This is a genomic window from Mycobacterium sp. D16Q13, from assembly GCF_002013375.1.
Classification (GTDB): Bacteria; Actinomycetota; Actinomycetes; order Mycobacteriales; family Mycobacteriaceae; genus Mycobacterium.
Window position 1 is genome coordinate 1 of record NZ_MAEW01000014.1, and the last position, 24,842, is coordinate 24,842.

The window sequence follows — 24,842 nt, forward strand, 5'->3', positions numbered from 1 at the left end:
GTCGGCGCGCGAGTACTCGGTGCTGTACGGCTTGTCCGAGTCCCGGCAGCGGCTCCTTCCCGAACACGCGGTGGTGCTGCATCCGGGTCCGATGCTGCGCGGCATGGAAATCGCGTCCTCCGTGGCTGATTCTTCGCAATCCGCTGTTCTGCAACAGGTATCGAATGGAGTGCATATTCGTATGGCCGTGCTGTTCCACCTCCTGGTGGGTTCGGATGAGGCGGTACCCGCATGAGTGTCTTGATCAAGGGCGTACTGCTGTACGGGGAGGGCGAGCAGGTTGACGTCCTCGTCGAGGACGGCCAGATCGCCCGCATCGAGGCCGGTATTGGGCCGGGCATCGAGACGGAGGTCGACACGGCCATCGAAGCGCCCGGTCAGGTGCTGCTGCCCGGGTTCGTCGACCTGCACACGCATCTGCGCGAGCCTGGCCGTGAAGACACCGAGACCATCGATTCCGGTTCGGCGGCAGCGGCTTTGGGGGGCTACACCGCCGTCTTCGCGATGGCCAACACCAACCCCGTGGCGGATAGCCCCGTCGTGACCGATCACGTGTGGCAGCGCGGCCAGCAGGTAGGACTTGTCGATGTGCATCCGGTGGGTGCCGTCACGGTCGGGCTGGAAGGCAAGCAGCTCACCGAGATGGCGATGATGGCGCGTGGCGCGGGCCGGGTACGGATGTTCTCCGATGACGGCAAGTGCGTGCACGATCCGCTGATCATGCGACGTGCGCTGGAGTATGCCAAGGGTTTGGGTGTGCTCATCGCTCAGCATGCCGAGGAACCGCGGCTGACCGTCGGCTCCGTGGCACACGAGGGCGCCCATGCGGCCAAGCTGGGCCTGACCGGATGGCCCCGCGCCGCCGAGGAATCCATCGTCGCGCGGGATGCGATTTTGTCCCGTGACAGCGGTGCCCCGGTGCACATCTGTCACGCGTCCACCGCCGGAACCGTTGAGTTGCTCAAATGGGCCAAGGGGCAAGGAATTTCCATCACCGCCGAGGTGACTCCGCATCACTTGTTACTTGACGACAGCCGGCTCGCCTCCTACGACGGTGTGTACCGCGTGAACCCGCCGTTGCGGGAGTCCACCGACGCCGAAGCATTGCGTCGGGCCCTCGCCGATGGCGTGATCGACTGTGTGGCGACCGACCACGCGCCGCATGCCGACCACGAGAAATGTTGCGAGTTCGCCGCGGCCCGCCCGGGCATGCTCGGGTTGCAGACCGCGCTGTCCGTGGTCGTCGAGACCATGGTGAAACCCGGGTTGCTGACCTGGCGCGACATCGCCAGGGTGATGAGCGAGCGTCCGGCGCAGATCGTCGGCCTGCCCGATCAGGGGCGCCCGATCGCCGTCGGCGAACCCGCCAACCTGACGATCGTTGACCCCGACGCCACCTGGACCGTCACGGGTGATGGATTGGCCAGTAAGTCGGCCAACACCCCATTCGAATCGATGACGTTGCCTGCCATCGTGACTGCGACGCTGCTGCGCGGCCGGGTGACTGCGCGGGACGGCAAGGTGGCGCTGTGAACCACGGAGACTTCATTGGTGCGCTCATCATGGCGGGCGCCTCGCTTACCTTGTCCGTGCTGCTCTTCCGATTGATGTGGCGCGGCTGGCGGGCGCGTGCGCAGCGCCAGGCCGACAGCGTCGGAGAGCTGCCCGCCGTGCCCGCCGAGCGCGGTGACATCGTCATCGAACCCGCCGACGGTCTCTACGTCGGCAGTACCATCGCGCCGGACTGGCAAGATCGGATCGCGGTGGGCGACTTGGGCTACCGGGCGAGCGCCACCTTGACTCGATACACCGGCGGAGTCCTGCTGGAGCGCAGCGGAACCGCAGACATCTGGATACCCGCAGATGTCATCACCGAGATCCGTACGGCAAAGGCGCTGGCGGGCAAGGTACTTACCCACGACGGAATTCTCGCGATTCGGTGGCGGCTGCCCTCGGGCGTCGAGATCGACACCGGATTTTTGGCACGACCGCGAAGCGAATACGAGGAATGGAAGCAGGCGTCATGAGTGACAAGGCGGTGCTCGTTCTCGAAGACGGGCGGGTGTTCACCGGTAAGCCGTTCGGTGCGGTGGGTGAAACCCTCGGCGAGGCGGTGTTCTGCACGGCCATGTCCGGTTATCAAGAAACCCTGACCGACCCGAGCTATCACCGGCAGATTGTGGTGGCGACAGCGCCGCAGATCGGCAACACCGGGTGGAACGACGAGGATGACGAGAGTCGCGGCGGCAAGATCTGGGTTGCCGGATACGCGGTGCGAGATCCCTCCAACCGGGTATCGAATTGGCGGGCCACGGGTTCCCTCGACGATGCCCTCAAGAAGCAGCACGTCGTCGGCATCGCCGGAATCGACACCCGCGCCGTCGTCCGTCACCTGCGTACCCGCGGTTCGATGAAGGCGGGGATCTTCAGCGGTACCGTCGCCGACGCGCCCACCGACTTCCTGCTCTCGCGCGTCAACGGCCAGCCCTCAATGCTGGGTGCGGACCTGGCCGGCGAGGTGAGCACCGACGACACCTACATCGTGGAACCCGAAGGTGCGCATCGGTTTACCGTGGCGGCTCTGGACCTGGGGATCAAGACCAACACTCCACGCAACTTCACGCAACGCGGTATCCGGGTGCAGGTGGTGCCCTCGTCCATCAGCCCGGACGAGCTGCTCGCGTTGGCGCCCGACGGCGTGTTCCTGTCCAACGGGCCGGGCGACCCGGCCACCGCGGATCATGTGGTGGCGGTGACGCAGGCGGTGCTGCAACAGAAGATCCCGCTGTTCGGCATCTGCTTCGGCAATCAGCTGCTGGGCCGGGCACTGGGTCGGTCCACCTACAAGATGACCTTCGGGCATCGCGGCATCAACATCCCGGTCATCGACCACTCGACCGGCCGGGTCGCGATCACCGCGCAGAACCACGGCTTCGCCCTCGAAGGTGAAGCAGGCGAGCAGTTCGACACGCCGTTCGGGCGCGCCGAGGTCAGCCACACCTGCGCCAACGATGGCACGGTGGAAGGGATCCGGCTGTTGGACGGATCGGCTTTCTCGGTGCAGTACCACCCGGAGGCGGCGGCCGGACCTCATGACGCCGAGTACCTGTTCGATCAGTTCGTTACGTCACTTGAGAATCGGGGTAACCGCTGATGCCACGTCGCACAGACCTCAACCACATCCTGGTCATCGGCTCCGGGCCCATCGTGATCGGCCAGGCCTGCGAGTTCGACTACTCGGGCACTCAGGCCTGTCGTGTGCTGCGTTCGGAGGGGTTGCAGGTCAGTCTCGTCAACTCGAATCCGGCCACGATCATGACCGACCCGGAGTACGCCGACAACACCTACGTCGAGCCGATCACCGCCGAGTTCGTCGAGAAAGTCCTTGCCGCACAGGCAGAGAAGGGCAACAAGATCGATGCCCTGCTGCCGACGCTGGGCGGTCAGACCGCGTTGAACACCGCGGTCGCCCTCTACGAGAACGGCGCACTGGACCGGTACGACGTGGAGCTCATTGGCGCGAACTTCGAGGCCATCCAGCGCGGTGAGGACCGGCAGCGGTTCAAGGACATCGTCGCCAAGGTGGGTGGCGAGTCGGCGAAGTCCCGCGTCTGTTTCACCATGGACGAGGTCCGCGACACCGTCTCGGACCTCGGATTGCCGGTGGTGGTACGGCCGTCGTTCACCATGGGCGGCTTGGGTTCCGGCATGGCGTACACCCCTGAGGACGTTGAGCGGATGGCAGGGGAGGGCCTCTCGGCGTCTCCCTCGGCGAATGTGCTGATCGAAGAATCCATCTACGGGTGGAAGGAATTCGAGCTCGAACTGATGCGCGACAGCCGCGACAATGTGGTGGTCGTGTGTTCGATCGAGAACGTCGATCCGATGGGTGTGCACACCGGAGACTCGGTGACGGTGGCTCCCGCGATGACGCTGACCGACCGCGAGTATCAGAAGATGCGCGACCTCGGTATCGCGATCTTGCGCGAGGTCGGTGTCGACACCGGTGGCTGCAACATCCAGTTCGCCATCAACCCGCGGGACGGTCGCTTGATCGTCATCGAAATGAATCCGCGTGTGTCGCGCTCCAGTGCGTTGGCCTCCAAGGCAACCGGGTTCCCGATCGCCAAGATCGCCGCCAAGCTGGCCATCGGGTACACGCTCGACGAGATCGTCAACGACATCACCAAGGAGACCCCGGCCTGTTTCGAGCCGACTCTGGACTACGTCGTGGTGAAGGCACCGCGGTTCGCCTTCGAGAAGTTCCCCGGTGCCGACGCGACATTGACCACCACCATGAAATCGGTGGGTGAGGCGATGTCCCTGGGGCGGAACTTCGCCGAGGCACTCGGGAAGGTCATGCGCTCGTTGGAGACCTCCGCGGCGGGCTTCTGGACCGACAACGCCGGTCCCATCGAGGATCTGGACACGTTCCTGCAGGAGCTGCGGGTGCCACGTGACGGGCGCCTCTACGGCATCGAACACGCGCTGGCCGCTGGTGTACCCGTCGAGCAGGTGGCCGAGATCACCGGCGTCGATCCGTGGTTCGTCGAAGAAATAGCGCAGATTCACCACCTCGGTGCTGAGCTGCGTGATGTGCCGATCCTTGACGAGGAACTGCTGCGCCGTGCCAAGCACTATGGACTCTCGGACCGCCAGATCGCCGCGCTGCGACCGGAACTGGCAGGGGAGGACGGAGTGCGGTCGTTGCGGCACCGGATGGGTATCCGGCCGGTGTACAAGACCGTCGACACCTGCGCCGCCGAATTCGAGGCCAGGACCCCGTATCACTACTCCAGCTACGAGTTGGATCCGGCGGCGGAGTCGGAAGTGGCCCCGCAGACCGAGCGGCCCAAGGTGCTCATTCTGGGCTCGGGCCCCAACCGCATCGGGCAGGGCATCGAATTCGACTACAGCTGCGTGCACGCGGCAACCACGTTGTCGCAGGCCGGGTTCGAGACCATCATGGTCAACTGCAACCCGGAGACGGTGTCCACCGACTATGACACCGCTGACCGCCTGTACTTCGAACCGCTGACCTTCGAGGACGTGCTCGAGGTCTACCACGCCGAAAGTGAATCCGGCCGCGGTGGACCGGGTGTCGTCGGTGTGATCGTGCAGCTCGGCGGGCAGACTCCGTTGGGCCTGGCCAAGCGTTTGGCCGATGCGGGTGTGCCGGTGGTGGGCACCAGCCCGGCGGCCATCGACCGCGCCGAAGACCGGGGCGTGTTCGGGGACCTGCTGGTGTCGGCTGGTCTGCCGGCGCCACGGTTCGGCACCGCGACGACTTTCGAGCAGGCCAGGCAGATCGCGGCGGACATCGGCTACCCGGTACTGGTGCGACCGTCCTACGTGCTGGGCGGTCGGGGCATGGAAATCGTCTATGACGAGGACACCCTGCACGGTTACATCACTCGCGCTACTCAGCTTTCGCCGGAGCACCCGGTGCTGGTGGACCGCTTCCTCGAGGACGCCATCGAGATCGACGTCGATGCGTTATGCGATGGGACCGAGGTCTACCTCGGCGGCGTGATGGAACATATCGAGGAGGCCGGCATTCACTCCGGCGACTCGGCGTGCGCGCTGCCGCCGGTCACCCTGGGCCGCAGCGATGTCGAAAAGGTGCGCACCGCCACCGAGGCCATCGCGCACGGAATTGGTGTGGTCGGCCTGCTCAACGTGCAGTACGCGCTCAAGGACGACGTGCTGTACGTCCTGGAGGCAAATCCGCGTGCGAGCCGCACCGTGCCGTTCGTCTCCAAGGCCACGGCCGTGCCGCTGGCCAAGGCATGCGCGCGGATCATGCTGGGCGCCACCATCGCCGGTCTGCGCGAGGAGGGATTGTTGCCGGCCGCCGGCGATGGGGCGACGATGCCGCCCGGCGCTCCCGTCGCGGTCAAGGAAGCCGTGCTGCCGTTCCACCGATTCCGTAAGGCCGACGGTAGCCAAGTGGATTCCCTGCTGGGACCGGAGATGAAGTCCACCGGCGAGGTCATGGGCATCGACGCCGATTTCGGCAGCGCCTTCGCCAAGAGCCAGACCGCCGCATACGGTTCGCTGCCCAAGGAGGGCACGATCTTCGTCTCGGTGGCCAACCGCGACAAGCGCTCCCTGGTGTTCCCGGTGAAGCGTCTGGCGGATCTCGGATTCAAGGTGCTGGCCACCGAGGGCACGGCAGAGATGTTGCGCCGCAATGGAATACCGTGCGAAGAGGTGCGTAAGCACTATGAGAGCGCGGGGGAGGGACGTCCGGTCCAGTCGGCAGTAGACGTCATCAAGTCCGGCAAGGTTGCGATGGTCATCAATACTCCCTACGGGAACTCGGGCCCCCGCGTCGACGGTTATGAGATCAGATCGGCCGCGGTGTCGATGAACATCCCGTGCATTACGACGGTGCAGGGCGCCTCGGCCGCGGTGCAGGGGATCGAGGCGGGTATCCGCGGCGACATCGGCGTGCGCTCGCTGCAGGAACTCCACGCGGGCCTGCGGTGACGTTCGGCGCACGGCTGCGGGCGGCCACCGCATCCCGCGGCCCGCTGTGCGTGGGCATCGACCCGCATCCGGAGCTGCTGCGCGCCTGGGGGCTGGATGTCAATGCGTCGGGCCTGGCCAGATTTAGCGATATCTGCGTGGAGGCCTTCGCCGAGGTGGCGATCGTCAAACCGCAGGTGGCGTTTTTCGAAACCTATGGTGCGGCAGGGTATTCGGTACTCGAACGAGTTATCGCCGGGCTGCGTGAGGCCGGGGTGTTGCTGCTGGCCGACGCGAAGCGCGGCGACATCGGATCGACCATGGCTGCATATGCGCAGGCCTGGCTGGGTGATTCTCCGTTGAGCTCCGATGCCGTCACCGCCTCGCCGTATCTGGGCTTCGGGTCGTTATCTCCGCTGCTGGACCTGGCGCGTGAACGCGATCGTGGTGTCTTCGTCCTCGCCGCGACCTCCAATCCGGAAGCACCTCCCGTACAGCGGGCGCGCACCGGAGACGCGACCGTCGCGCAAGCGATGGTGGATCAGGTGGCCGCGCTGAACGCCGAGGAGACCGGTCCGGGATCCATGGGTGTGGTGGTCGGGGTAACCGTCACCGATCCGCCGGACTTGTCGTCGATTGGCGGCCCCGTGCTTGTCCCGGGGCTCGGCGCCCAGGGGGGTAGGCCCGGCGATCTGCGTGGCTTAGGCGGGGCGCCGGGATCGCTTCTGCTGCCCGCGGTCTCGCGCGAGGTGCTACGCGAAGGCCCTGACGTCTCGGCGCTGCGTGCGGCGGTGTCACGGCTGCGGGACAGCGTGGCCTATCTGCTTGACGAGTGAACAAGCGGAAGCTGAGCTTCTGATCTATTCACTGTGCCGGGCAACGTCTTTCGGCAGAGTATGCGCGCAGCGGCCAGTGGTATCAGTGACGCGACAACGACCCACCGTCCTGCGGGTGTGAATCCGCCCCAGCCCGGATTGATGACGTAGATCCGGGTATAGACAAGCGTCAGGATGGCGCCGATCAGCACGAGGACGCCGACCGCGATATCGCGCCCCTTACTCATCGGCGGGATGGGGCGGTCCCACCACGGCAGCGCGCGGCGTTCGGTGGCCCGCAGCGGGACGAAGAAGACGGCCACGATGGCGCATACGATCGCCAGGCGCAGCACGTTTCCGGGCCAGTACCAGCCATCGCGCGGGCTCACCAATCCGATATGCAGGGCCAGGTAGACCCCGTAGGACAACAGGAACGTGACCACCCAGTGCCACAGGTAGATCGTCATGCTGCCGCTGGTGCACAGCTCCACGAATCTCCAGGTGCGTGCCCCCTGTAGCCGGCGATTGATGGCCGGTGCCAGCGCGATCACCACCAGGCACTCGACTATTGCGCTCGTCGCGAGGAGCAAGGTCGGCGGCATGTTGGCGATCAGTCCCGTCGGGTACGGCCCCAGGATGGCCAGTGCCACGGTGGCGCCGAGGGCGACGGCCGCGGCTGCCAGCGCCACCCGGCGGGGGATGAGCCTGCGCTGATAGGCGATGCCCAACGCGGCGGGGACAAGCCACATGAAGATCATGTTGATCCAGCCGGTCATCACCCAGGTGTCGGTAACGACGCTGATGGTGTCGATCAGGGCCGTGAACAGGCACATTGCCGCGATGAACCCGCCGAGTCGGCGTCCCGTGCGAATGCGGGCCAGCCAGGGCATGAACGCCAGCGTCAGCAGATAGGCGCCGACGTACCAGAGCAGCTCGATATGGCGCATCTCGAGATACAAGAGTTGTCGGGAGTTGCCCATGGTGATGCGCAGCAAGGTGGTCACCAGCGCCACGAATGCGAGGAAGTAGAAGACCGGACGGAAGAGCCGCGTCGTCCGGCTCATCAGAAACTGCCCCCACGACCTACCGGACTCCCAGGAGTGAAGATTAGCTGCGGCGCCCGCGAAGAAGAACAGGGGCATCAGTGGGATCAGCCAAAACAGCCAGTGCACGTTGTAATTCGCTGACATAGCCGGTTTGCCCTTGATGAGGGTAGGGCTGCCCGCGAGGACGTGGTAGGCCACGACCGTGGCCAGTGACACGAGCCTCACGGCATCCAATACCCGATCACGCTCACGTGATGGGTGCATGACGTCACCCATATGGCGCACCCTACCCAGCAACTGCCGTGCCTTGCTCAGCAGCTTCACGGGGTGCCTCGTCGCCGGCTTTCTCACCTGCGTCTCTTCAACTGGACGTTGACGGGTCGCGACACGCGCAACACGAGATTCACACAAGATTTTCAGTTTGCCCTCACGGCAATCACGGTTTGCTTGTCTCCGGTTCAGGGACAAGAATTACTGGTATTGTCAACTCTGAACGAAATACGCAGGGAGGCAATAGCTTTCATTGGCGACCTGCAGAAATGCCGGGTGGGAACGGGTGAACGCGATGGTTGCTCGGCAGGATCGCCCGCGGCCCCTCTAGCAGGCGATTTTCACCGAGAACAGGGGGGTGGGGTTCACATATGTCGGTTGGCGTGGGTACGGTCGCTGTCGCTGGCTGGTTGTTTTCCAGCCGATCAGAAAAACCGACGAGTTTCGTATGAGACGGAGGAATCGTGGCCCTTCCACAGTTGACTGACGAGCAGCGTGCCGCCGCGTTGGCGAAGGCGGCTGCCGCCCGCCGCGCCCGGGCCGAGCTCAAGGAAAAGCTCAAGAAAGGTGGCACCAATCTCAAGCAGGTGCTCAAGGACGCCGAGACCGATGAGGTCCTGGGCAAGATGAAGGTTTCTGCACTGCTGGAAGCCCTGCCCAAGGTCGGCAAGGTCAAGGCGCAGGAGATCATGACCGAGCTGGAGATCGCCCCGACCCGCCGTTTGCGTGGTCTTGGTGACCGTCAGCGCAAGGCGCTGTTGGAGCGGTTCGACTTCTCCTGATCTTCTCCAGATGACAGCTTCGATGAGGGGCCGGGTAGTAGTCCTATCCGGCCCCTCAGCCGTCGGCAAGTCCACCGTCGTGCGTCGCCTGCGCGATGACGTACAAGGCCTCTTCTTCAGCGTCTCCGCCACGACCAGGGCCCCGAGGCCCGGGGAAGTGGACGGCGTCGACTACCACTTCGTCACCGCCGAAGAGTTCCAGCGGCTCATTGACACCGGTGCGCTGCTGGAATGGGCCGATATCCACGGTGGATTGCAGCGTTCGGGAACTCCGGCCGCGCCGGTCCGCGAAGCGATGGAGGCCGGTCGCCCGACCCTCATCGAGGTCGACCTGGCCGGGGCCCGTGCCATCAAGGCCGCACTTCCGCAGGCTCTGACGGTCTTCCTGTCTCCGCCGAGCTGGGACGCGCTGGTGCAGCGCCTTACCGGCCGAGGCACCGAATCAGAGGCCGTGATCGCCCGGCGATTGCAAACTGCCGAGGTCGAAATGGCGGCTCAAAGTGACTTTGATGTCGTCGTCGTCAATGACCAGTTGGAAAATGCCTGCGCACAGTTGGTATCGTTATTGGTCGGACGTTAACCGGCAGCGCATCAACAGACACTGCGAACACCGCGCCAGCCATACTCAGCGCCATCTACCTATCCAGGAGATTTCTTAGTGAGCACCTCCCAGACCGACGTCATCGTCGAACCGGGCACCGAAAGCTACGACGCCGCTCTCGACACGCCGCTGGGTATCACCAACCCGCCGATTGACGAGCTGCTGGCGCGGGCATCGAGCAAGTACGCGCTCGTGATCTACGCAGCCAAGCGCGCCCGCCAGATCAACGACTACTACAACCAGCTGGGCGACGGCATCCTCGAGTACGTGGGTCCGCTGGTCGAGCCGGGTCTGCAGGAGAAGCCGCTGTCGATCGCGCTGCGCGAGATCCACGGCGACCTGCTTGAGCACACCGAAGGCGAGTAGAAGCCAGGACGCCGGTCATGGCCGACCGTAAGCGGATCATCGTCGGAGTGGGCGGGGGAATTGCCGCCTACAAGGCCTGCACCGTGGTACGCCAGCTCGCGGAGGCCGGACACAGCGTCCGGGTCATTCCCACCGAGTCGGCCCTGCAGTTCGTGGGTGCCGCAACGTTCGAGGCGCTCTCGGGTGAGCCGGCCCGAACCGGGGTCTTCGATGACGTTCCGGAGGTTCCGCACGTACGGCTCGGGCAGGACGCGGACCTGGTCGTGGTCGCGCCTGCCACCGCGGATCTGCTGGCCCGCACGGCCACGGGTCGCGCCGACGATCTGCTGACCGCGACCCTGCTGACTGCGCGTTGTCCGGTGCTCTTCGCCCCTGCCATGCACACGGAGATGTGGCTGCACGCCGCGACCCAGCACAACGTGTCGACACTGCGTGAGCGCGGCGCCGTTGTCCTCGAGCCCGCGTCGGGGAGGCTCACCGGTGCCGACACCGGTCCTGGCCGTCTGCCCGAGGCGGAAGAAATCACCACCCTGGCGCAACTGCTACTGGCCCGCGCGGACGCGCTGCCGCACGATCTGGCCGGGGTACGCGTCCTGGTCACCGCCGGTGGCACGCGCGAGCCGCTGGATCCCGTGCGCTTCATCGGGAACCGCAGCTCCGGTAAGCAGGGATACGCGATAGCCCGGGTCGCCGCCCAACGCGGAGCCGAGGTCACGCTTATCGCGGCGCACACCGTTGGGCTGCCAGATCCGGCCGGGGTCGATGTGGTGCACATCAGCTCCGCGGCGCAACTGCAGGACGCGGTCACCAAACATGCTCCCGAGGCAGAGGCGTTGATTATGGCCGCGGCCGTGGCCGATTTCCGGCCCGCCCACGTTGCGACCAGCAAGATCAAAAAGAGCCACAGTCCCGACGGTGAGAACCCCGTCGATGCGCCCATCGAATTGCTGCGCAACGCTGACGTGCTGGCCGGCGTGGTCCGTGCGCGCACAGACGGGCAGCTGCCCAAGATGCGGGCCATCGTCGGATTCGCCGCCGAAACCGGCGACGCCAACGGCGATGTGCTCCACCACGCCCGCACCAAGTTAAAGCGCAAGGGCTGTGATCTGTTGGTAGTCAACGCCGTTGGTGAAGGACGAGCGTTCGAAGTGGATAGCAACGATGGTTGGCTGCTCTCGGTCCAAAGCGGCGGTGCGGTCTCTGAAGTTGTCCTCGAGCACGGCACCAAAGTTCTGATGGCAAGCCGTATTGTGGATGCCGTCGCCGGGCTTTGTCAGTGAACCTGACAACCGGGTGTGGCCCCGATCTCAATTCGTCGGCCATAATGATTAGGACACGTAACGATCTGAAAGGGGCTGCGCTGTGAGCTCAGCGGGACGGCTTTTCACCAGCGAATCGGTGACCGAGGGGCATCCGGACAAGATCTGTGATGCCATCAGCGACTCGATCCTCGACGCGCTGCTCGCACAGGACCCCAAGTCCCGTGTCGCGGTGGAGACGCTGGTGACCACCGGTCAGGTGCACGTCGCCGGTGAAGTCACCACCTCCGCGTATGCCGACATCCCCAAGATCGTGCGTGATCGCGTTCTGGAGATCGGCTATGACTCGTCATCCAAGGGCTTTGACGGGCACTCCTGCGGTGTGAACATCGCCATCGGCGCGCAGTCTCCTGATATCGCCCAGGGTGTCGACACCGCTCACGAGGCCCGTGTCGAGGGTGCCGCCGACCCGCTGGACGCTCAGGGCGCCGGTGACCAGGGTCTGATGTTCGGTTACGCCATCAACGACACCCCCGAGCTGATGCCGCTGCCCATCGCGCTGGCGCACCGCCTCGCGCGCCGGCTGACCGAGGTCCGCAAGGAAGGCCTGCTGCCGTACCTGCGTCCTGACGGCAAGACCCAGGTCACCATCGAATACGACGGCTACAAGGCCGTGCGGCTCGACACGGTGGTGCTCTCCACACAGCACGCCGCCGATATCGACCTGGACAACCTGCTGACCCCGGATATCCGGGAGAAGGTCGTCAACACGGTCCTGGACGAGCTGGACCAGGAGTCGCTGGACATTTCCGACTACCGGCTGTTGGTGAACCCGACCGGCAAGTTCGTGCTCGGTGGCCCGATGGGTGATGCCGGCCTGACCGGCCGCAAGATCATCGTCGACACCTACGGCGGCTGGGCCCGGCACGGCGGCGGCGCGTTCTCCGGTAAGGATCCCTCAAAGGTGGACCGATCGGCCGCGTACGCGATGCGCTGGGTGGCCAAGAACGTGGTGGCCGCCGGGCTGGCGGACCGGGTAGAGGTACAGGTCGCCTACGCGATCGGTAAGGCCGCTCCAGTGGGCCTGTTCATCGACACCTTCGGCACGAACACCATCGACCAGGTCAAGATCGAGAAGGCCATCAACGAGGTGTTCGACCTGCGGCCGGGAGCGATCATCCGCGATCTGGACCTGCTGCGGCCGATCTATGCGCAGACCGCCGCGTACGGCCACTTCGGCCGTACCGACGTCGACCTGCCATGGGAGCGAACCGACCGGGTCGACGCGCTCAAAGCCGCCATCTAGCTTTCCCACAAAGAACGCCGAGTGTGAGCAGAACTGCTCACACTCGGCGTTTTTGTCGCACCGGCACTCAGATCAGATAGGGAATCAGGGCTTTCCGGTCGGTCGGGTAGTCGGTGAATTTCTCGTGGTACCAACGGTGGGTGGCCAGCGCGCGCGGAATCAGATTGCCGGCGGTGATCAGCAGGATGGCGATCCCGGGCAGCGCCCAGGTGAGGAGGGCGAATCCGGACCAGGCGATCAGCTCGCCCAGATACGCGGGGCTGGTGACACATCGGAACCCGCCGCCGAACGGGATGCGGTACTCGACACCGCCGGGGTTCTGCTTGTTACGAAGGTTTCGGACGATCGACTCAGAGCTGAGTAGGAGCGCGAATCCGCACAGGTAGATGGCCAGGCCCGCCAGGAATCGTGGGTCCCGCAGCCAGGCGCTGTCGTATTGCCCGAAGAAGTCGTGGCTGAAGAGCGTTCCGTTGAGGTACCCATGCATCGACGTCACGAGCATGCCCATGACGACAACCGAGACGTTGAACGTGCTGCGCTTGCCGGGTACCTGGCGGATGGCAAGAGGGAAGTACCAGCCGCGGTTGGCGTAGTGCAGCATCCATATCCCGGCAAGAACCAGTGACGTCGGCTCGAAGCGGGCCGGTCCGGTCAGATAGCAGATGAGAAATACCGCGGTCGCCGGAATCTCCATCAGCCACCAGCCGAGTTTCGGATTCAGATTGAGCCCGAGTTTTGTTGTCGAGAAGCGCCCATACGAACTCTGGGCGAAGAGGCCTCCGATGATCACGAATGCCGCGAAGCCGAGTGCCGCCGTCAGCACGGTGTCGTAAACGGTGTTGCCGGTGTACCAGTGCATGACGTTTCCCTCGGTGAGCGGGCGGCATCGCCCGGATGCGAATCGCAGAACTGTAACGTGTTCTACCACGCGCGTATCGGGCCCGGACGGAAGTGGCCAACCGCCGGGCCTGTGCGCCGGTGTTGTGCGGATTGGCGCGCGCGCCGGGCGAGGTGCGCATAGAGTCTGCCAATGACGGTGTCTGATGCTCTTCGTGCGAGCGGCTCGTCGGTGATCAGAGCCGCACTGACGCAAGCGACTTGGACTGGCGACAAGGAATCGATGCTGGCCAAGCACGAGCGCTTTGTCGCCGAGGCGGCGTCCCGGGGCGCTCAGGTGATCTGCTTCCAGGAGCTCTTCTACGGTCCCTACTTCGGCATCGTGCAGGACAAGAAGTACTACGAATACGCCGAGTCAGTGCCCGGACCGGTTACCGAGAGGTTCGCGGCGCTCGCCAGGGAGCATCGCATGGTCATGGTGCTGCCGGTATATGAGGAGGAGCGGCCGGGTGTTCTCTACAACACCGCCGCGGTGGTGGATGCCGACGGCACCTACCTGGGCAAATATCGCAAGCACCACATTCCGCATCTCGACCGATTTTGGGAGAAGTTCTACTTTCGGCCCGGGAACCTCGGGTACCCCGTGTTCGACACCGCGGTCGGGAAGATCGGCGTCTACATCTGTTACGACCGGCATTTCCCGGAAGGCTGGCGTAACTACGGGCTCGCCGGAGCAGAGCTGGTTTTCAACCCTTCGGCCACCAAACCCGGCCTGTCCAACAGACTTTGGGAGCTGGAGCAGCCTGCCGCGGCGGCGGCCAACCAGTACTTCGTCGGTGCCAATAACCGAATAGGAACTGAGAACGGCGAATTCGGGGATCAGGCCGTCACGTTCTACGGCAGTTCCTACTTCGTCGATCCGCGCGGCAACTACGTCGGTGAGATCGCCTCCGAGAGTGCCGAGGAGATCGTGATACGGGACCTGGACCTGTCCGTGGTCCGTGAGGTGCGGGCCGACTGGCAGTTCTATCGGGATCGCCGGCCCGACACGTACGGCCCGATCGTCGCTCCGTAGGAGGCTGTCGATGACAACGACCCTGATCCGAGGCGGCACCGTGGTGACGGCGACCGGACGTGGCGACGCGGATGTCCTGATCGACGGCGAGAAGATCGCTGCCGTGCTGCAACCCGGCAGCACGCTGCTGGGGGTGGATCTGGCCCGCGCCGTCGACACCGTGATCGAGGCGGCCGGCAAGTACGTCATCCCGGGCGGGATTGACGCGCACACTCATATGTCGATGCCCTTCGGTGGCACGACCGCCTCGGATGACTTCGAGACGGGGACGCGGGCCGCGGCCTGGGGCGGCACCACGACCATCATCGACTTCGCTGTGCAGAAATACGGTGAGCAGCTGCAAGATTCGCTGCAGACATGGCATGAGATGGCGGCGGGCCGGTGCGCGGTGGACTATTCCTTTCACCAGATTGTGGGTGACGTCAACGATGCCTCGCTGACGGCCCTGCGCGGCCTGGCCGACGAGGGCATCACGAGTTACAAGATGTTCATGGCGTACCCGGGGGTCTTCTACAGCAACGACGCGCAGATATTGCGCGCCATGCAGGTGGGTGCCGACACCGGACTGATGACCATGATGCACGCCGAGAATGGTCCTGCCATAGATGTTTTGGTGGCTCAGCTGCTCGCGGCGGGCAAGACCGATCCGTACTACCACGGGATCGCGCGGGCCTGGCAGCTCGAGGAGGAGGCGACGCACCGCGCCATCATGCTGTCCAACCTGACGGGCGCGCCGCTGTACGTCGTGCACGTCTCGGCGAAACAGGCTGTCGCCCAGTTGGCCGCCGCGCGAGACGCGGGCCAGAACGTATACGGGGAGACCTGCCCGCAGTACTTGTACCTGTCCCTCGAGGACAACCTGGGTGCGCCGGGCTTCGAGGGCGCCAAGTGGGTCTGCTCGACGCCGCTGCGGTCCAAACATGAACATCACCAGGATGAGATGTGGCGCGCGCTGCGGACCAACGACATACAGATGGTGTCGACCGATCATTGTCCGTTCTGCATGAAGGGGCAGAAGGACATGGGCGTCGGGGATTTCTCGAAGATTCCCAACGGGATCGGCTCGATCGAGCACCGGATGGATCTGCTGTACCAGGGAGTTGTGGACGGCCGGATCACCGTGGAGCGGTGGGTGGAGATCACCTCGACGACTCCGGCCCGGATGTTCGGGCTCTACGGCCGCAAGGGAGTGATCGCGCCAGGTGCCGACGCGGACATCGTTGTCTACGACCCCCACGGGCACACCTCGATCGGGTTGGGCAAGACCCACCACATGAACATGGACCACTCGGCGTGGGAGGGGTACGAGATTGACGGACACGTCGACACCGTGCTCTCCCGTGGAAAGGTGATCGTCGACGGCGACGAGTATCTGGGCAGCAAGGGAGACGGTGCGTTTCTGCGCCGCGGCCTGTGTCAATACCTCATCTGAGGCTGGTCGATAGAGAGGGCCCGCGATGGATTTCGGAGTAGTCCTGCAATGTGATCCACCGGCCGCGCGAACGGTGCAGCTGGCCAAACTTGCCGAGGCACATGGCTTCAGCCATGTGTGGACCTTCGATTCGCACTTGCTGTGGCAGGAGCCCTATGTGCTCTACAGCCAGATTCTGCATGAGACCAAGCGGATCGTCGTGGGGCCCATGGTCACCAACCCCGCCACCCGGGACTGGACCGTGACCGCATCGCTGTACGCGACCCTGAACGACATGTACGGCAATCGCACTATCTGCGGCATCGGCCGCGGCGATTCGGCCGTCCGGGTGACCGGCGGCGCGCCCACGACCCTGGCCGCGCTGCGTGACTCGATCCACGTCATCAGAGAGCTCGCGAACTCGCGACCCGTCGAATACCACGGTGCCACTATGCAATTCCCGTGGAGCCGCTCCTCCACGCTCGAGGTATGGGTCGCGGCATACGGGCCCAAGGCCCTCGCCCTGACCGGCGAAGTAGCGGACGGTTTCATCTTGCAGCTCGCCGATATCGACATCGCGCGGTGGATGATCGGCGCCGTGCGGGAAGCGGCCGTGGCGGCCGGGCGTGATCCGGCGGACGTGCGGATCTGCGTGGCCGCACCCATATATGTGGGATTGGACTGGACGCATATGCGCGACCAATGCCGATGGTTCGGTGGCATGGTGGGCAATCACGTGGCCGACATCGTGACCAGGTATGGCTCCCACGGTCAGGTACCACAATCGCTTACCGACTACATCGCCGGCCGTGAGGGATACGACTACAACCAGCACGGTCGGGCAGGGAATACCCATGCGGAGTTCGTGAGCGACGACATCGTCGAGCGCTTCTGTGTGCTCGGCACCGCGGCAGACCACATCGCAAAGTTGTTGGAGCTCAAGGCGCTCGGGGTGGACCAGTTCGCTGGATACCTGCAGCACGACAACAAGGAGGAAACACTGCGCGTATACGGGGAAACGGTTATTCCCGCTCTGTCACAACACATCACGGCGAAGAGCTGATGACGACAGCAGAGGGGGAGCTGGTGCCGGCAGCGGCCGCGAGCCGGCTGATTAACGAGGACCTGGCGCCCACCACCGCGGCGCAGGCGACCTGGCGCACCTGGGACATCTTCTGCCTCTGGATGACCTCGGCACACAGCCTGGGCAGCTACGGCTTCGCTGTGGGCATGTTGGCCCTGGGGCTGACGGGCTGGCAGACCATGCTGGCGCTCTTCGCCGGGGTGCTGGTGCTCTGGTTCGGGAGCAACCTGATCGGGATCGCCGGCCAACGGCTGGGGGTGCCGTTCCCGGTGTTCGCGCGCGCCACGTTCGGGATCTTCGGCGCCAATGTCCCGGCGCTGCTGCGTGGAATGGTCGCGATCTTCTGGTACGGAATCCAGACCTACCTGGCGTCCACGGCGGTGATCGTGCTGCTCTTGCGGCTGGATCCCGGGCTGCGGGCGTGGACCGAGCCGACATTCTTGGGCCTACACGTCTTGGGGTGGGCCGCCTTCCTGACGCTGTGGACCGTGCAGCTGGTGATCCTCAATTACGGCATGGAGATAGTCCGCAAGGCCTCCGACGTGGCGGGTCCGGTCGTGTGGATCGGGATGATCGCCCTGGCGATATGGATGCTGGCCCGGGTGGACTGGAGCATCGACTTCGGTGCGCGCGTCGGAGCGCCGCTCACACCGGGAGCCACGGTGCTCGCCTTCACCGGAGTGGCGTTCTTGATGGTTGCCTTCATGGCCGGTCCCTTGGTCAACTACGCGGACTTCGCCCGGTTTGCGCCCAGCCGCGGGGCGATCCTGCGCGGGAATGCGCTGGGCATCCCGCTCAACGAGACCGCGTTCGTGGTGATCTCGATCGTCATTTCGCTTGCCGCGCTGAAGAAATACGGCAGTGTGATGACCGATCCGGTGGAGCTGGTCGCCGATATCGATTCGGATGCCGTCGTGATTGTCGCGGCGGTGCTCTTTGCCGTCGCCACCGTGGGCATCAATGTGGTGCTCAATTTCGTCTCGCCGTCGTACGACATCTCGAACGTCGCACCGAAGTACATCTCATTTCGCACCGGGGGCATCATCACCGCGGTCCTTTCGGTCGCGGTGCTTCCCTGGAAGATCTGGGGAAACGAAGCCGCCATCGTGTACTTCCTCGGCGGGGTCGGCGCACTGATGGGGCCGGTGTTCGGGATCCTCGTCGTCGACTACTACCTGCTGCGCCGCCAACGCACCAATACGGCCGACCTGTACTCCGAGTCCACCGAGGGCGCCTACTACTACATTCGCGGGTTCAACCCCGCGGCCTTGATCGCGCTGGGTGTTTCGGGTGCGGCAGCGGTCGCTCTTGCGCTTGTGCCCTCGTCGCAGAGCCTGACCGCGCTGTCCTGGCCCGCCGGTGCGCTGTTGGGGGGCGTGCTGATGTACGTGTTGAGCTTGTCGCGCATCGGGCTAGCCGTGCAGCGCCGCCCTCAGAGCGGCCAATGACCGATCCCGCTCTTCGGTGGCGGCGGGCACGATATCGGCGTACCCCAGGTAGCCGTGAATCAACGTGGGGGCGTTGTGCAGCTCGACCGGCACGCCAGCTCCGCTGAGCAGCTCGGCGTACTTGGCGCCGTCATCGCGCAGCGGATCGAACTGTGCGGTACCGATGAATGCCGGGGCCAGCCCCTCGAAGCTTTCGGCGCGGGCCGGCACCAGCGTCGGGCCGGCGGTGGCGGGATTGGTGTCTCCGAGATACCACTTGCTCAGCCCGGCGACTGCCTTGACGTCCAGGACGGGCGCCTCGGCATTTTCGATCATCGATGGCAGCGTCACGTCGAAGGTGGTCGCTGGGTACCACAGCACCTGGAAAGCCAATGGAATGCCGTGATCGCGGGCCAGCTGGGCCAGCACCGCGGAGAGGTTTCCGCCGGCGGAATCGCCACCGACGGCAAGACGATCAGGGTCGCCGCCAATGTCGGCGGCATGTTCGTGCACCCATTGCAACGCGGCCCAGCAGTCCTCGACCGCGGCCGGATAGGGATGCTCCGGTGCCAGTCGATAGTCCACCGACACGACCACGGCGTCGGCCTGCACGGCCGCCGCACGGCCGACCGCATCATGGGTATCCAGGTCGCCGATTACCCAGCCACCCCCGTGGATCAGCACGAACACCGGGTGTACCCCGTCCGCGGACGGGGAGTAGATACGCACCGGTATCTCACCGGCGGGGCCGGGGATGGTGCGGTCCTCCACCTTGGCGACCTCGATCCACGGTGGGCGTGCGGTGGCGATCGCCCGATAGGCGTCCCGGGAAGCCTGCGGGCCGTCCGGCGAAACGAGCTGAATCGGAACAGCTTCCAGGATCTTCAGGATGATCGGGTCGATGCCGGTTTCGGTGGCGGTCATGTCGTCACTGTATCGGGTGCTGACCTGCGAGTCGGGGGCGTCTGCTAGAACCACCAGGTGACTGCGACGCGGGTGGTGGCCGAGCACGAGCCGGTGGCTCGGGTACTGCCGCTGCTCACCGTGCCTCATCTGGATCGCGAGTTTGACTACCTGGTGTCGGCGGAGCAGTCCGACGACGCCCAGCCTGGAGTGCGGGTGCGGGTGCGATTCCACGGTCGGCTGGTGGACGCGATCCTGCTGGAACGCCGCTCGGAAACTGATCACCCCGGCAAGCTCGGGTGGCTGGATCGTGTCGTATCGCCTACGCGAGTGCTGACGCCGGATGTGCGCAGGCTCGTCGACGCGGTGGCGGCCCGCTACGCGGGAACCCGCGCGGACGTGTTGCGCCTGGCGCTGCCGCCTCGTCACGCGCGCGTCGAAAAGGAAATCCGCGCGGCGGCGGCCGATGATGTCGTGGCGGCGCCGGTCGACGGCTCGGGATGGGGCCGCTATCAACGTGGTGAGCGATTTCTCGAGGCGCTCGCGCAGGGCCGCGCCGCGCGTGCGGTGTGGCAGGCACTGCCCGGGGAGGCGTGGTGCACCCGGCTCGCCGAGGCCGCGGTGGCCGCGGTGAGTACCGGCAGGGGAGTGCTCGCGGTCGTCCCGGATCAGCGCGATATCGATGCGTTGGCCGCTGAATGTGTGAAACATGTTGGTGCACAACGTGTTATCGCACTTTCGGCGGAGCTCGGCCCCGCTGAGCGGTATCGGCGCTGGCTCGCGGTGCTGCGCGGAGACGCCACGGTGGTGATCGGTACCCGGGCCGCGGTGTTCGCGCCGGTGTCCGATCTGGGGCTCGTAATGGTCTGGGACGACGGTGATGACAACCTCGCCGAGCCCCGTTCTCCTTATCCGCACGCCCGCGAGGTGGCGATGCTGCGTGCGCATCAGCTGCGGTGTGCCGCGGTGATCGGGGGGTATGCGCGCACCGCCGAGTCTCAGGCACTGGTGGTGAGCGGCTGGGCGCATGACCTGGTCGCGGCCCGTGCGGTGGTACGCAAGGCCTCCGCCCGGATCAGTGCCCTCGACGACAGTGGATATGCGCAGGAACGCGATCCGGCAGCACGTTCGGCGCGACTCCCCATGGTGGCGCTGACTGCCGCACGGGATGCGTTGAAGCGTGGGCATTCGGTGCTCGTGCAGGTCCCGCGCCGTGGGTATGTGCCCGCGTTGGCCTGCACTCGCTGCCGCACTGTCGCGCGGTGTCGTCATTGCACCGGCCCGCTGGCGCTGGAGGGACCAAGTGATACCTCGAGCCCCAGCTGTCGCTGGTGCGGACGCGTCGATGCCGATCTGCGTTGCGCCCGCTGCGGCTCGGGTGCGGTGCGCGCCGTGGTGGTGGGCGCGCGCAGGACCGCCGAGGAGCTCGGTAGAGCACTGCCGGGAGTTCCGGTGGTGACATCCGGCGGCGGCGAGGTGCACACCACGGTCACCGGGCCGCCGAGCCTGGTGGTGTGCACGCCAGGGGCAGAACCCCTGACACCCAACGGATATGGCGCGGCACTGCTCCTGGATGCGTGGGCATTGCTCGGCCGTCAGGACCTGCGGGCCGCGGAAGACACCTTGCGCAAGTGGATGGCTGCCGCCGCGCTGGTGCGCGGAGCCGACGAGGGCGGAACCGTCGTTGTCGTGGCGGACTCGACCCTACCGACGGTGCAGGCACTGATCCGGTGGGATCCGGTGGGGCATGCCGCCGCCGAACTGGCTGCCCGTGCGGAGGTGGGATTGCCGCCGCAGGTGCATATCGCGGCCATCGACGGGCCCGCCGTGGCGGTGGCGGCCCTCATCGACACTGCTGATCTTCCCGAGGGTGCCGAGCTATTGGGACCCGTCGATCTACCGGTAGGGGCGCGCCGCCCGGCCGGGATATCCGATGGCGTCGAGGTGGTGCGCATGCTCATTAGGGTCGAGCGCACGGCGGGACTTGAGATGGCCGCGGCTTTGCGCCGGGGAGTGGCAACGCTGAGTGCGCGACGCGACGCCGAGCCCGTCAGAATCCAGATCGATCCGCTGCACGTGGGTTGATCCGGCGAACGTCAGGCATTAGCGGCGGTGAGCGCGGAGCCACCACCGATACCGTGGGCGAAGGTATCGACGATGTAGCCCAGGAGCTCCTCGCGAGTCATATCGCTCGTGTTTGTCCACCAGTTGATGGTCATGAGCACGCCGCCGACCGCGAGCCGTGACCAGATAGGCGCCAGCTGTCGCATGTGTGCGCCGGGAAACTCGGCCTGCAAATGCTCTTCGGTCACCTGCGCGATGAGGTCGAAGACGCCGTGGTCGAGTCGTTCCTGGGCGGTGAGGTCGCGATCGAGCGCGACGTACAGCTCCGGCTCCGCGATGATCCAGTCGATAACGATGTCCGAAAAAGCCCGAGTTTGATCGCGTATATCGCCAACCATGCTGTCGCGCCACGAACCGGCGATCAGCCGATCTGCGTGACGGCGGCTCAACGCCCGCAGCAGGTCCGCCTTGGTGGGAAAGATCGCGTAGCAGGCGGACCGGGCGAATCCTGCCTCCCTGGCGACCTCGGCAATGGACACGCTGCCCCCGCTGTTGCGAATCGCGCGCTCCGCGGCGTCGAGCAGGTCCTCGGTTCGCAACTTGCGATCGTAGGGAGCGCCACTCGGCCGGCCTCGTCCTCTGGTAGCCATCAAGATTATGGTATCGGATGTATCCAGACTTGGGATCGCGATCCTCGGCGAACGCAACGGGCCGTCCCGGGCGCGGCCGGTCCACCGGGGATTCGATGTAGACGGCGCATCGTTCCTAGACTGACGCGGTGCGCATAGTGTTCGCCGGTACTCCGGCCCCGGCGTTGCCGTCTCTGCGAGGGCTGTTGGCCTCCCGTCATGAGGTGGTCGCGGTACTGACCCGGCCCGACGCCCGCTCAGGCAGGGGACGAGCCTCGGCGGCGTCGCCCGTGGCCGAGCTGGCCCACGAGCATGGGATCACCGTGCTTGCCCCATCGCGCCCGAACGCCCCCGAATTCGTCAGCGAGCTCACTGAACTCGCTCCGGACTGCTGCGCGGTGGTCGCCTACGGGGCCCTGCTGAAATCCGAGTTGCTCGCCGTGCCCACGCATGGCTGGGTGAATCTGCATTTCTCACTGTTGCCCGCGTGGCGTGGCGCCGCGCCCGTACAGGCATCCATCGCCGCTGGTGACGAGATAACCGGTGCCACCACGTTTCTTATCGAGCCCGCATTGGACAGCGGGCCTGTCTACGGCGTGGTCACCGAGCGGATTAGCGCCGGCGACACCGCTGGTGCGTTGCTGGGCAGGCTCGCCGAATCCGGTGCGGGCCTTCTTGAATCGACAATGGACGGGATCGAAGACGGGGCACTGATCGCCGTTCCGCAGGTAGCCGACGGAGTGAGCACCGCACCGAAGATCACCGTGGAGCACGCTCGAATCCGGTGGGAGCTTCCGGCGCATGTGATCGATCGCCATGTGCGAGCCATGACCCCCGAACCCGGCGCTTGGACAACCATCGGCGAGACGCGGGTCAAGGTGGGGCCGGTGCGGGTCGATGTTGACGAGCACGCCGAACAACTGCCGCCCGGAGTGGTCGCGGTTCGCAAACGAGACGTACTGGTCGGCACCGGCACGACGGCGATCGCGCTCAACGAGGTGCAGCCCCAAGGTAAGAAGCTGATGAACGCTGTCGACTGGGCGCGCGGCGCCAGACTGGATGCGGAGGTTCGCGCACTGTGAGCACACGACCGCCGCGTAGGCGGCCCAACCAGGATGCACGTCCGCCCGAGCGTGCGCGCCGCAAGCTCGATCCGGCACGTCAGGCAGCGCTCGATGTGCTGCGCGCGGTATCTCGTCACGACGCGTATGCCAATCTGGCGCTGCCCGCGTTGCTGCGTGAGCGCGGCATAGCCGGGCGCGACGCGGCCTTCGCCACCGAGCTCACCTATGGAACATCGAGGGCCCGTGGCCTTCTCGACGCGGTGATCGCCTCGGCAGCGGGCCGCTCGATCGACGAGGTGGACGAGGGGCTGCGCGATCCGCTGCGGCTGGGGGCCTATCAGCTGCTACGCACCCGCGTAGAACCCCATGCGGCGCTGTCCACCACCGTCGATGCGGTAGCCGTCGAATTCGACCAGGGCAGAGCCGGTTTCGTGAATGCGGTACTGCGGACGATCTCCCGCCGCAGCGAAGAAGAATGGGTGCAGGAGCTGGCCCCGCCGGAATCCGACAGGATCGGCCGGCTCGCCTTCGCGACCGCCCACCCGCGGTGGATCGCACAGGCGTTCTCCGATGCGCTGGGCCCAGCGGCCGCTGAGCTCGGTGACGTGCTCGCCAGTGACGACGAGCGCCCTGTCGTTCACCTCGCCGCACGTCCGGGCCACATGGACGCGGAAACGCTGGCCGAAGAGGTGGGCGGCACCGTCGGCCGCTACTCGCCCTACGCGGTGTATCTACCCGGCGGAAACCCGGGCCGACTGGAGGCCCTCCGCGACGGCCTGGCACAGGTACAAGACGAAGGCAGCCAGCTGGTCGCGCGCGCGACAGCGCTGGCTCCACTCGACGGCACCGACGAACGATGGCTTGATCTGTGCGCCGGGCCAGGCGGCAAGACGGCGCTACTGGGAGCCCTGGCTGCCGAGCGCGGTGCCCATGTCACGGCGGTCGAGATCGCCGCGCACCGGGCCGGGTTGGTGGCCACCGCCGCGAAATCGTTGCCGGTGACGGTGCTCACCGCGGATGGGCGTGAAAGCGGGCTGGCGCCCGCATCCTTCGACCGCGTGCTGGTTGACGCACCGTGCACGGGGCTCGGTGCGCTGCGCCGCCGCCCCGAGGCTCGCTGGCGGCGTCAACCAGGCGACATCCCGGCGCTAGTCAAGCTGCAACGCGAATTGCTCTCCAGCGCCATCGAATTGACTCGACCGGGCGGCGTCATCGTGTACAGCACCTGCTCGCCGCACCTGGCGGAAACAGTGGGTGTGGTGTCCGATGCGGTGCGGCGTCACCCGGTAACCGCCGAGGACGCCCGTGCGGCGTTCCCCGGTGTGGATGGGCTCGGCGATGCCGATGCGGTGCAATTGTGGCCGCACCGGCACGGCACCGATGCCATGTTCACTGCCCTCCTGCGCAAACACGCATAAAGCGGCACATAAGC

General features: G+C 65.6%; 21 protein-coding genes and 1 pseudogene. 18 read left to right on the top strand and 4 right to left on the bottom strand.

The genetic code is table 11. From position 1 onward, the window contains the following. The 6 genes and pseudogenes from B4400_RS15320 to pyrF form a co-directional block, all read left to right on the top strand. Window positions 1-235, top strand: a pseudogene (locus B4400_RS15320) (aspartate carbamoyltransferase); the annotation flags it as partial. Next, window positions 232-1,533, top strand: coding sequence for a dihydroorotase (locus B4400_RS15325; protein WP_078311866.1), 1,302 nt, complete (start codon window positions 232-234; stop codon window positions 1,531-1,533). The pseudogene B4400_RS15320 and the gene B4400_RS15325, both read left to right, overlap by 4 nt. Further along, on the top strand, window positions 1,530-2,027 hold the full coding sequence (locus B4400_RS15330; protein WP_078311868.1) for a PH-like domain-containing protein: 498 nt from the start codon (window positions 1,530-1,532) through the stop codon (window positions 2,025-2,027). Before B4400_RS15325 ends, B4400_RS15330 begins: the two co-directional genes overlap by 4 nt. Next, window positions 2,024-3,154 (top strand): glutamine-hydrolyzing carbamoyl-phosphate synthase small subunit, encoded by a 1,131-nt coding sequence (carA, locus tag B4400_RS15335; protein ID WP_078311870.1) that lies wholly within the window; start codon window positions 2,024-2,026, stop codon window positions 3,152-3,154. Before B4400_RS15330 ends, carA begins: the two co-directional genes overlap by 4 nt. Then, on the top strand, window positions 3,154-6,492 hold the full coding sequence (gene carB, locus B4400_RS15340) for a carbamoyl-phosphate synthase large subunit (protein WP_078311872.1): 3,339 nt from the start codon (window positions 3,154-3,156) through the stop codon (window positions 6,490-6,492). The genes carA and carB overlap by 1 nt, the downstream gene beginning before the upstream one ends. Next, window positions 6,489-7,307: an orotidine-5'-phosphate decarboxylase gene (pyrF, locus tag B4400_RS15345; protein WP_078311875.1), complete on the top strand. Its 819-nt coding sequence runs from the start codon at window positions 6,489-6,491 to the stop codon at window positions 7,305-7,307. The genes carB and pyrF overlap by 4 nt, the downstream gene beginning before the upstream one ends. On the opposite strand, the gene B4400_RS15350 is transcribed toward pyrF, so the two are convergent. Continuing rightward, window positions 7,289-8,608: an acyltransferase family protein gene (locus tag B4400_RS15350; protein ID WP_078312068.1), complete on the bottom strand. Its 1,320-nt coding sequence runs from the start codon at window positions 8,606-8,608 to the stop codon at window positions 7,289-7,291. The genes pyrF and B4400_RS15350 overlap by 19 nt on opposite strands. Before the next feature lie 458 nt (window positions 8,609-9,066). Between B4400_RS15350 and mihF the strand changes: the two genes are divergently transcribed. From mihF to metK, 5 genes are all read left to right on the top strand, one after another. Further along, the gene (gene mihF, locus B4400_RS15355) at window positions 9,067-9,384 is read left to right on the top strand and encodes an integration host factor, actinobacterial type (protein WP_030093544.1); all 318 of its coding nucleotides are present in this window, start codon (window positions 9,067-9,069) and stop codon (window positions 9,382-9,384) included. A 10-nt stretch (window positions 9,385-9,394) separates the two neighbouring features. Beyond that, on the top strand, window positions 9,395-9,964 hold the full coding sequence (gmk, locus tag B4400_RS15360) for a guanylate kinase (protein ID WP_078287980.1): 570 nt from the start codon (window positions 9,395-9,397) through the stop codon (window positions 9,962-9,964). Between the two features lie 78 nt (window positions 9,965-10,042). Next, window positions 10,043-10,351 carry a DNA-directed RNA polymerase subunit omega gene (gene rpoZ, locus B4400_RS15365; RefSeq protein ID WP_030093542.1) on the top strand — a complete coding sequence of 103 codons (309 nt, stop codon included), beginning with the start codon at window positions 10,043-10,045 and terminating at the stop codon, window positions 10,349-10,351. A gap of 17 nt (window positions 10,352-10,368) precedes the next feature. Continuing rightward, entirely contained in the window at window positions 10,369-11,631 is a 1,263-nt protein-coding gene (coaBC, locus tag B4400_RS15370; RefSeq protein WP_078311877.1) for a bifunctional phosphopantothenoylcysteine decarboxylase/phosphopantothenate--cysteine ligase CoaBC, read from the top strand. A gap of 82 nt (window positions 11,632-11,713) precedes the next feature. Continuing rightward, a complete protein-coding gene (metK, locus tag B4400_RS15375; RefSeq protein ID WP_078311878.1) occupies window positions 11,714-12,916 on the top strand; it encodes a methionine adenosyltransferase in 1,203 nt (400 codons plus the stop codon). A 67-nt stretch (window positions 12,917-12,983) separates the two neighbouring features. On the opposite strand, the gene B4400_RS15380 is transcribed toward metK, so the two are convergent. After that, window positions 12,984-13,775: a phosphatidylethanolamine N-methyltransferase family domain-containing protein gene (locus tag B4400_RS15380; protein WP_078311879.1), complete on the bottom strand. Its 792-nt coding sequence runs from the start codon at window positions 13,773-13,775 to the stop codon at window positions 12,984-12,986. Between the two features lie 210 nt (window positions 13,776-13,985). Between B4400_RS15380 and B4400_RS15385 the strand changes: the two genes are divergently transcribed. From B4400_RS15385 to B4400_RS15400, 4 genes are read left to right on the top strand one after another with little or no spacing between them, the layout of a single operon-like run. Beyond that, the gene (locus B4400_RS15385; RefSeq protein ID WP_170915032.1) at window positions 13,986-14,828 is read left to right on the top strand and encodes a nitrilase-related carbon-nitrogen hydrolase; all 843 of its coding nucleotides are present in this window, start codon (window positions 13,986-13,988) and stop codon (window positions 14,826-14,828) included. 10 nt (window positions 14,829-14,838) lie between these two features. Next, entirely contained in the window at window positions 14,839-16,260 is a 1,422-nt protein-coding gene (hydA, locus tag B4400_RS15390; RefSeq protein WP_078311882.1) for a dihydropyrimidinase, read from the top strand. 25 nt (window positions 16,261-16,285) lie between these two features. Beyond that, a complete protein-coding gene (locus tag B4400_RS15395; RefSeq protein WP_078311884.1) occupies window positions 16,286-17,302 on the top strand; it encodes a TIGR03842 family LLM class F420-dependent oxidoreductase in 1,017 nt (338 codons plus the stop codon). Next, a complete protein-coding gene (locus tag B4400_RS15400) occupies window positions 17,302-18,771 on the top strand; it encodes an NCS1 family nucleobase:cation symporter-1 (protein WP_078311885.1) in 1,470 nt (489 codons plus the stop codon). The genes B4400_RS15395 and B4400_RS15400 overlap by 1 nt, the downstream gene beginning before the upstream one ends. On the opposite strand, the gene B4400_RS15405 is transcribed toward B4400_RS15400, so the two are convergent. Further along, window positions 18,736-19,674, bottom strand: a complete 939-nt coding sequence (locus tag B4400_RS15405; protein ID WP_078312069.1) for an alpha/beta hydrolase — start codon at window positions 19,672-19,674, stop codon at window positions 18,736-18,738. The two genes, B4400_RS15400 and B4400_RS15405, sit on opposite strands and share 36 nt — an antisense overlap. A 57-nt stretch (window positions 19,675-19,731) precedes the next feature. Between B4400_RS15405 and B4400_RS15410 the strand changes: the two genes are divergently transcribed. After that, complete coding sequence (locus tag B4400_RS15410) at window positions 19,732-21,738, top strand: primosomal protein N' (protein WP_139360293.1); 2,007 nt, start codon at window positions 19,732-19,734, stop codon at window positions 21,736-21,738. Window positions 21,739-21,749: 11 nt separating this feature from the next. On the opposite strand, the gene B4400_RS15415 is transcribed toward B4400_RS15410, so the two are convergent. Next, window positions 21,750-22,316 carry a TetR/AcrR family transcriptional regulator gene (locus B4400_RS15415; protein ID WP_078312071.1) on the bottom strand — a complete coding sequence of 189 codons (567 nt, stop codon included), beginning with the start codon at window positions 22,314-22,316 and terminating at the stop codon, window positions 21,750-21,752. Between the two features lie 179 nt (window positions 22,317-22,495). Between B4400_RS15415 and fmt the strand changes: the two genes are divergently transcribed. Together fmt and B4400_RS15425 are read left to right on the top strand one after the other, a co-directional pair. Further along, the gene (gene fmt, locus B4400_RS15420; protein WP_078311887.1) at window positions 22,496-23,428 is read left to right on the top strand and encodes a methionyl-tRNA formyltransferase; all 933 of its coding nucleotides are present in this window, start codon (window positions 22,496-22,498) and stop codon (window positions 23,426-23,428) included. Further along, the gene (locus tag B4400_RS15425) at window positions 23,425-24,828 is read left to right on the top strand and encodes an RsmB/NOP family class I SAM-dependent RNA methyltransferase (RefSeq protein ID WP_078311889.1); all 1,404 of its coding nucleotides are present in this window, start codon (window positions 23,425-23,427) and stop codon (window positions 24,826-24,828) included. The genes fmt and B4400_RS15425 overlap by 4 nt, the downstream gene beginning before the upstream one ends. The last annotated feature ends 14 nt before the right edge of the window (window positions 24,829-24,842 follow it).

Bases quoted from the DNA above. Each gene is read 5' to 3' on its own strand.
- B4400_RS15350 (WP_078312068.1), bottom strand. From the start codon at position 8,608: ATGGGTGACGTCATGCACCCATCACGTGAGCGTGATCGGGTATTGGAT.
- carA (WP_078311870.1), top strand. From the start codon at position 2,024: ATGAGTGACAAGGCGGTGCTCGTTCTCGAAGACGGGCGGGTGTTCACC.
- gmk (WP_078287980.1), top strand. From the start codon at position 9,395: ATGACAGCTTCGATGAGGGGCCGGGTAGTAGTCCTATCCGGCCCCTCA.
- hydA (WP_078311882.1), top strand. From the start codon at position 14,839: ATGACAACGACCCTGATCCGAGGCGGCACCGTGGTGACGGCGACCGGA.
- carB (WP_078311872.1), top strand. From the start codon at position 3,154: ATGCCACGTCGCACAGACCTCAACCACATCCTGGTCATCGGCTCCGGG.
- B4400_RS15380 (WP_078311879.1), bottom strand. From the start codon at position 13,775: ATGCACTGGTACACCGGCAACACCGTTTACGACACCGTGCTGACGGCG.
- B4400_RS15400 (WP_078311885.1), top strand. From the start codon at position 17,302: ATGACGACAGCAGAGGGGGAGCTGGTGCCGGCAGCGGCCGCGAGCCGG.
- coaBC (WP_078311877.1), top strand. From the start codon at position 10,369: ATGGCCGACCGTAAGCGGATCATCGTCGGAGTGGGCGGGGGAATTGCC.
- B4400_RS15325 (WP_078311866.1), top strand. From the start codon at position 232: ATGAGTGTCTTGATCAAGGGCGTACTGCTGTACGGGGAGGGCGAGCAG.
- B4400_RS15405 (WP_078312069.1), bottom strand. From the start codon at position 19,674: ATGACCGCCACCGAAACCGGCATCGACCCGATCATCCTGAAGATCCTG.
- B4400_RS15395 (WP_078311884.1), top strand. From the start codon at position 16,286: ATGGATTTCGGAGTAGTCCTGCAATGTGATCCACCGGCCGCGCGAACG.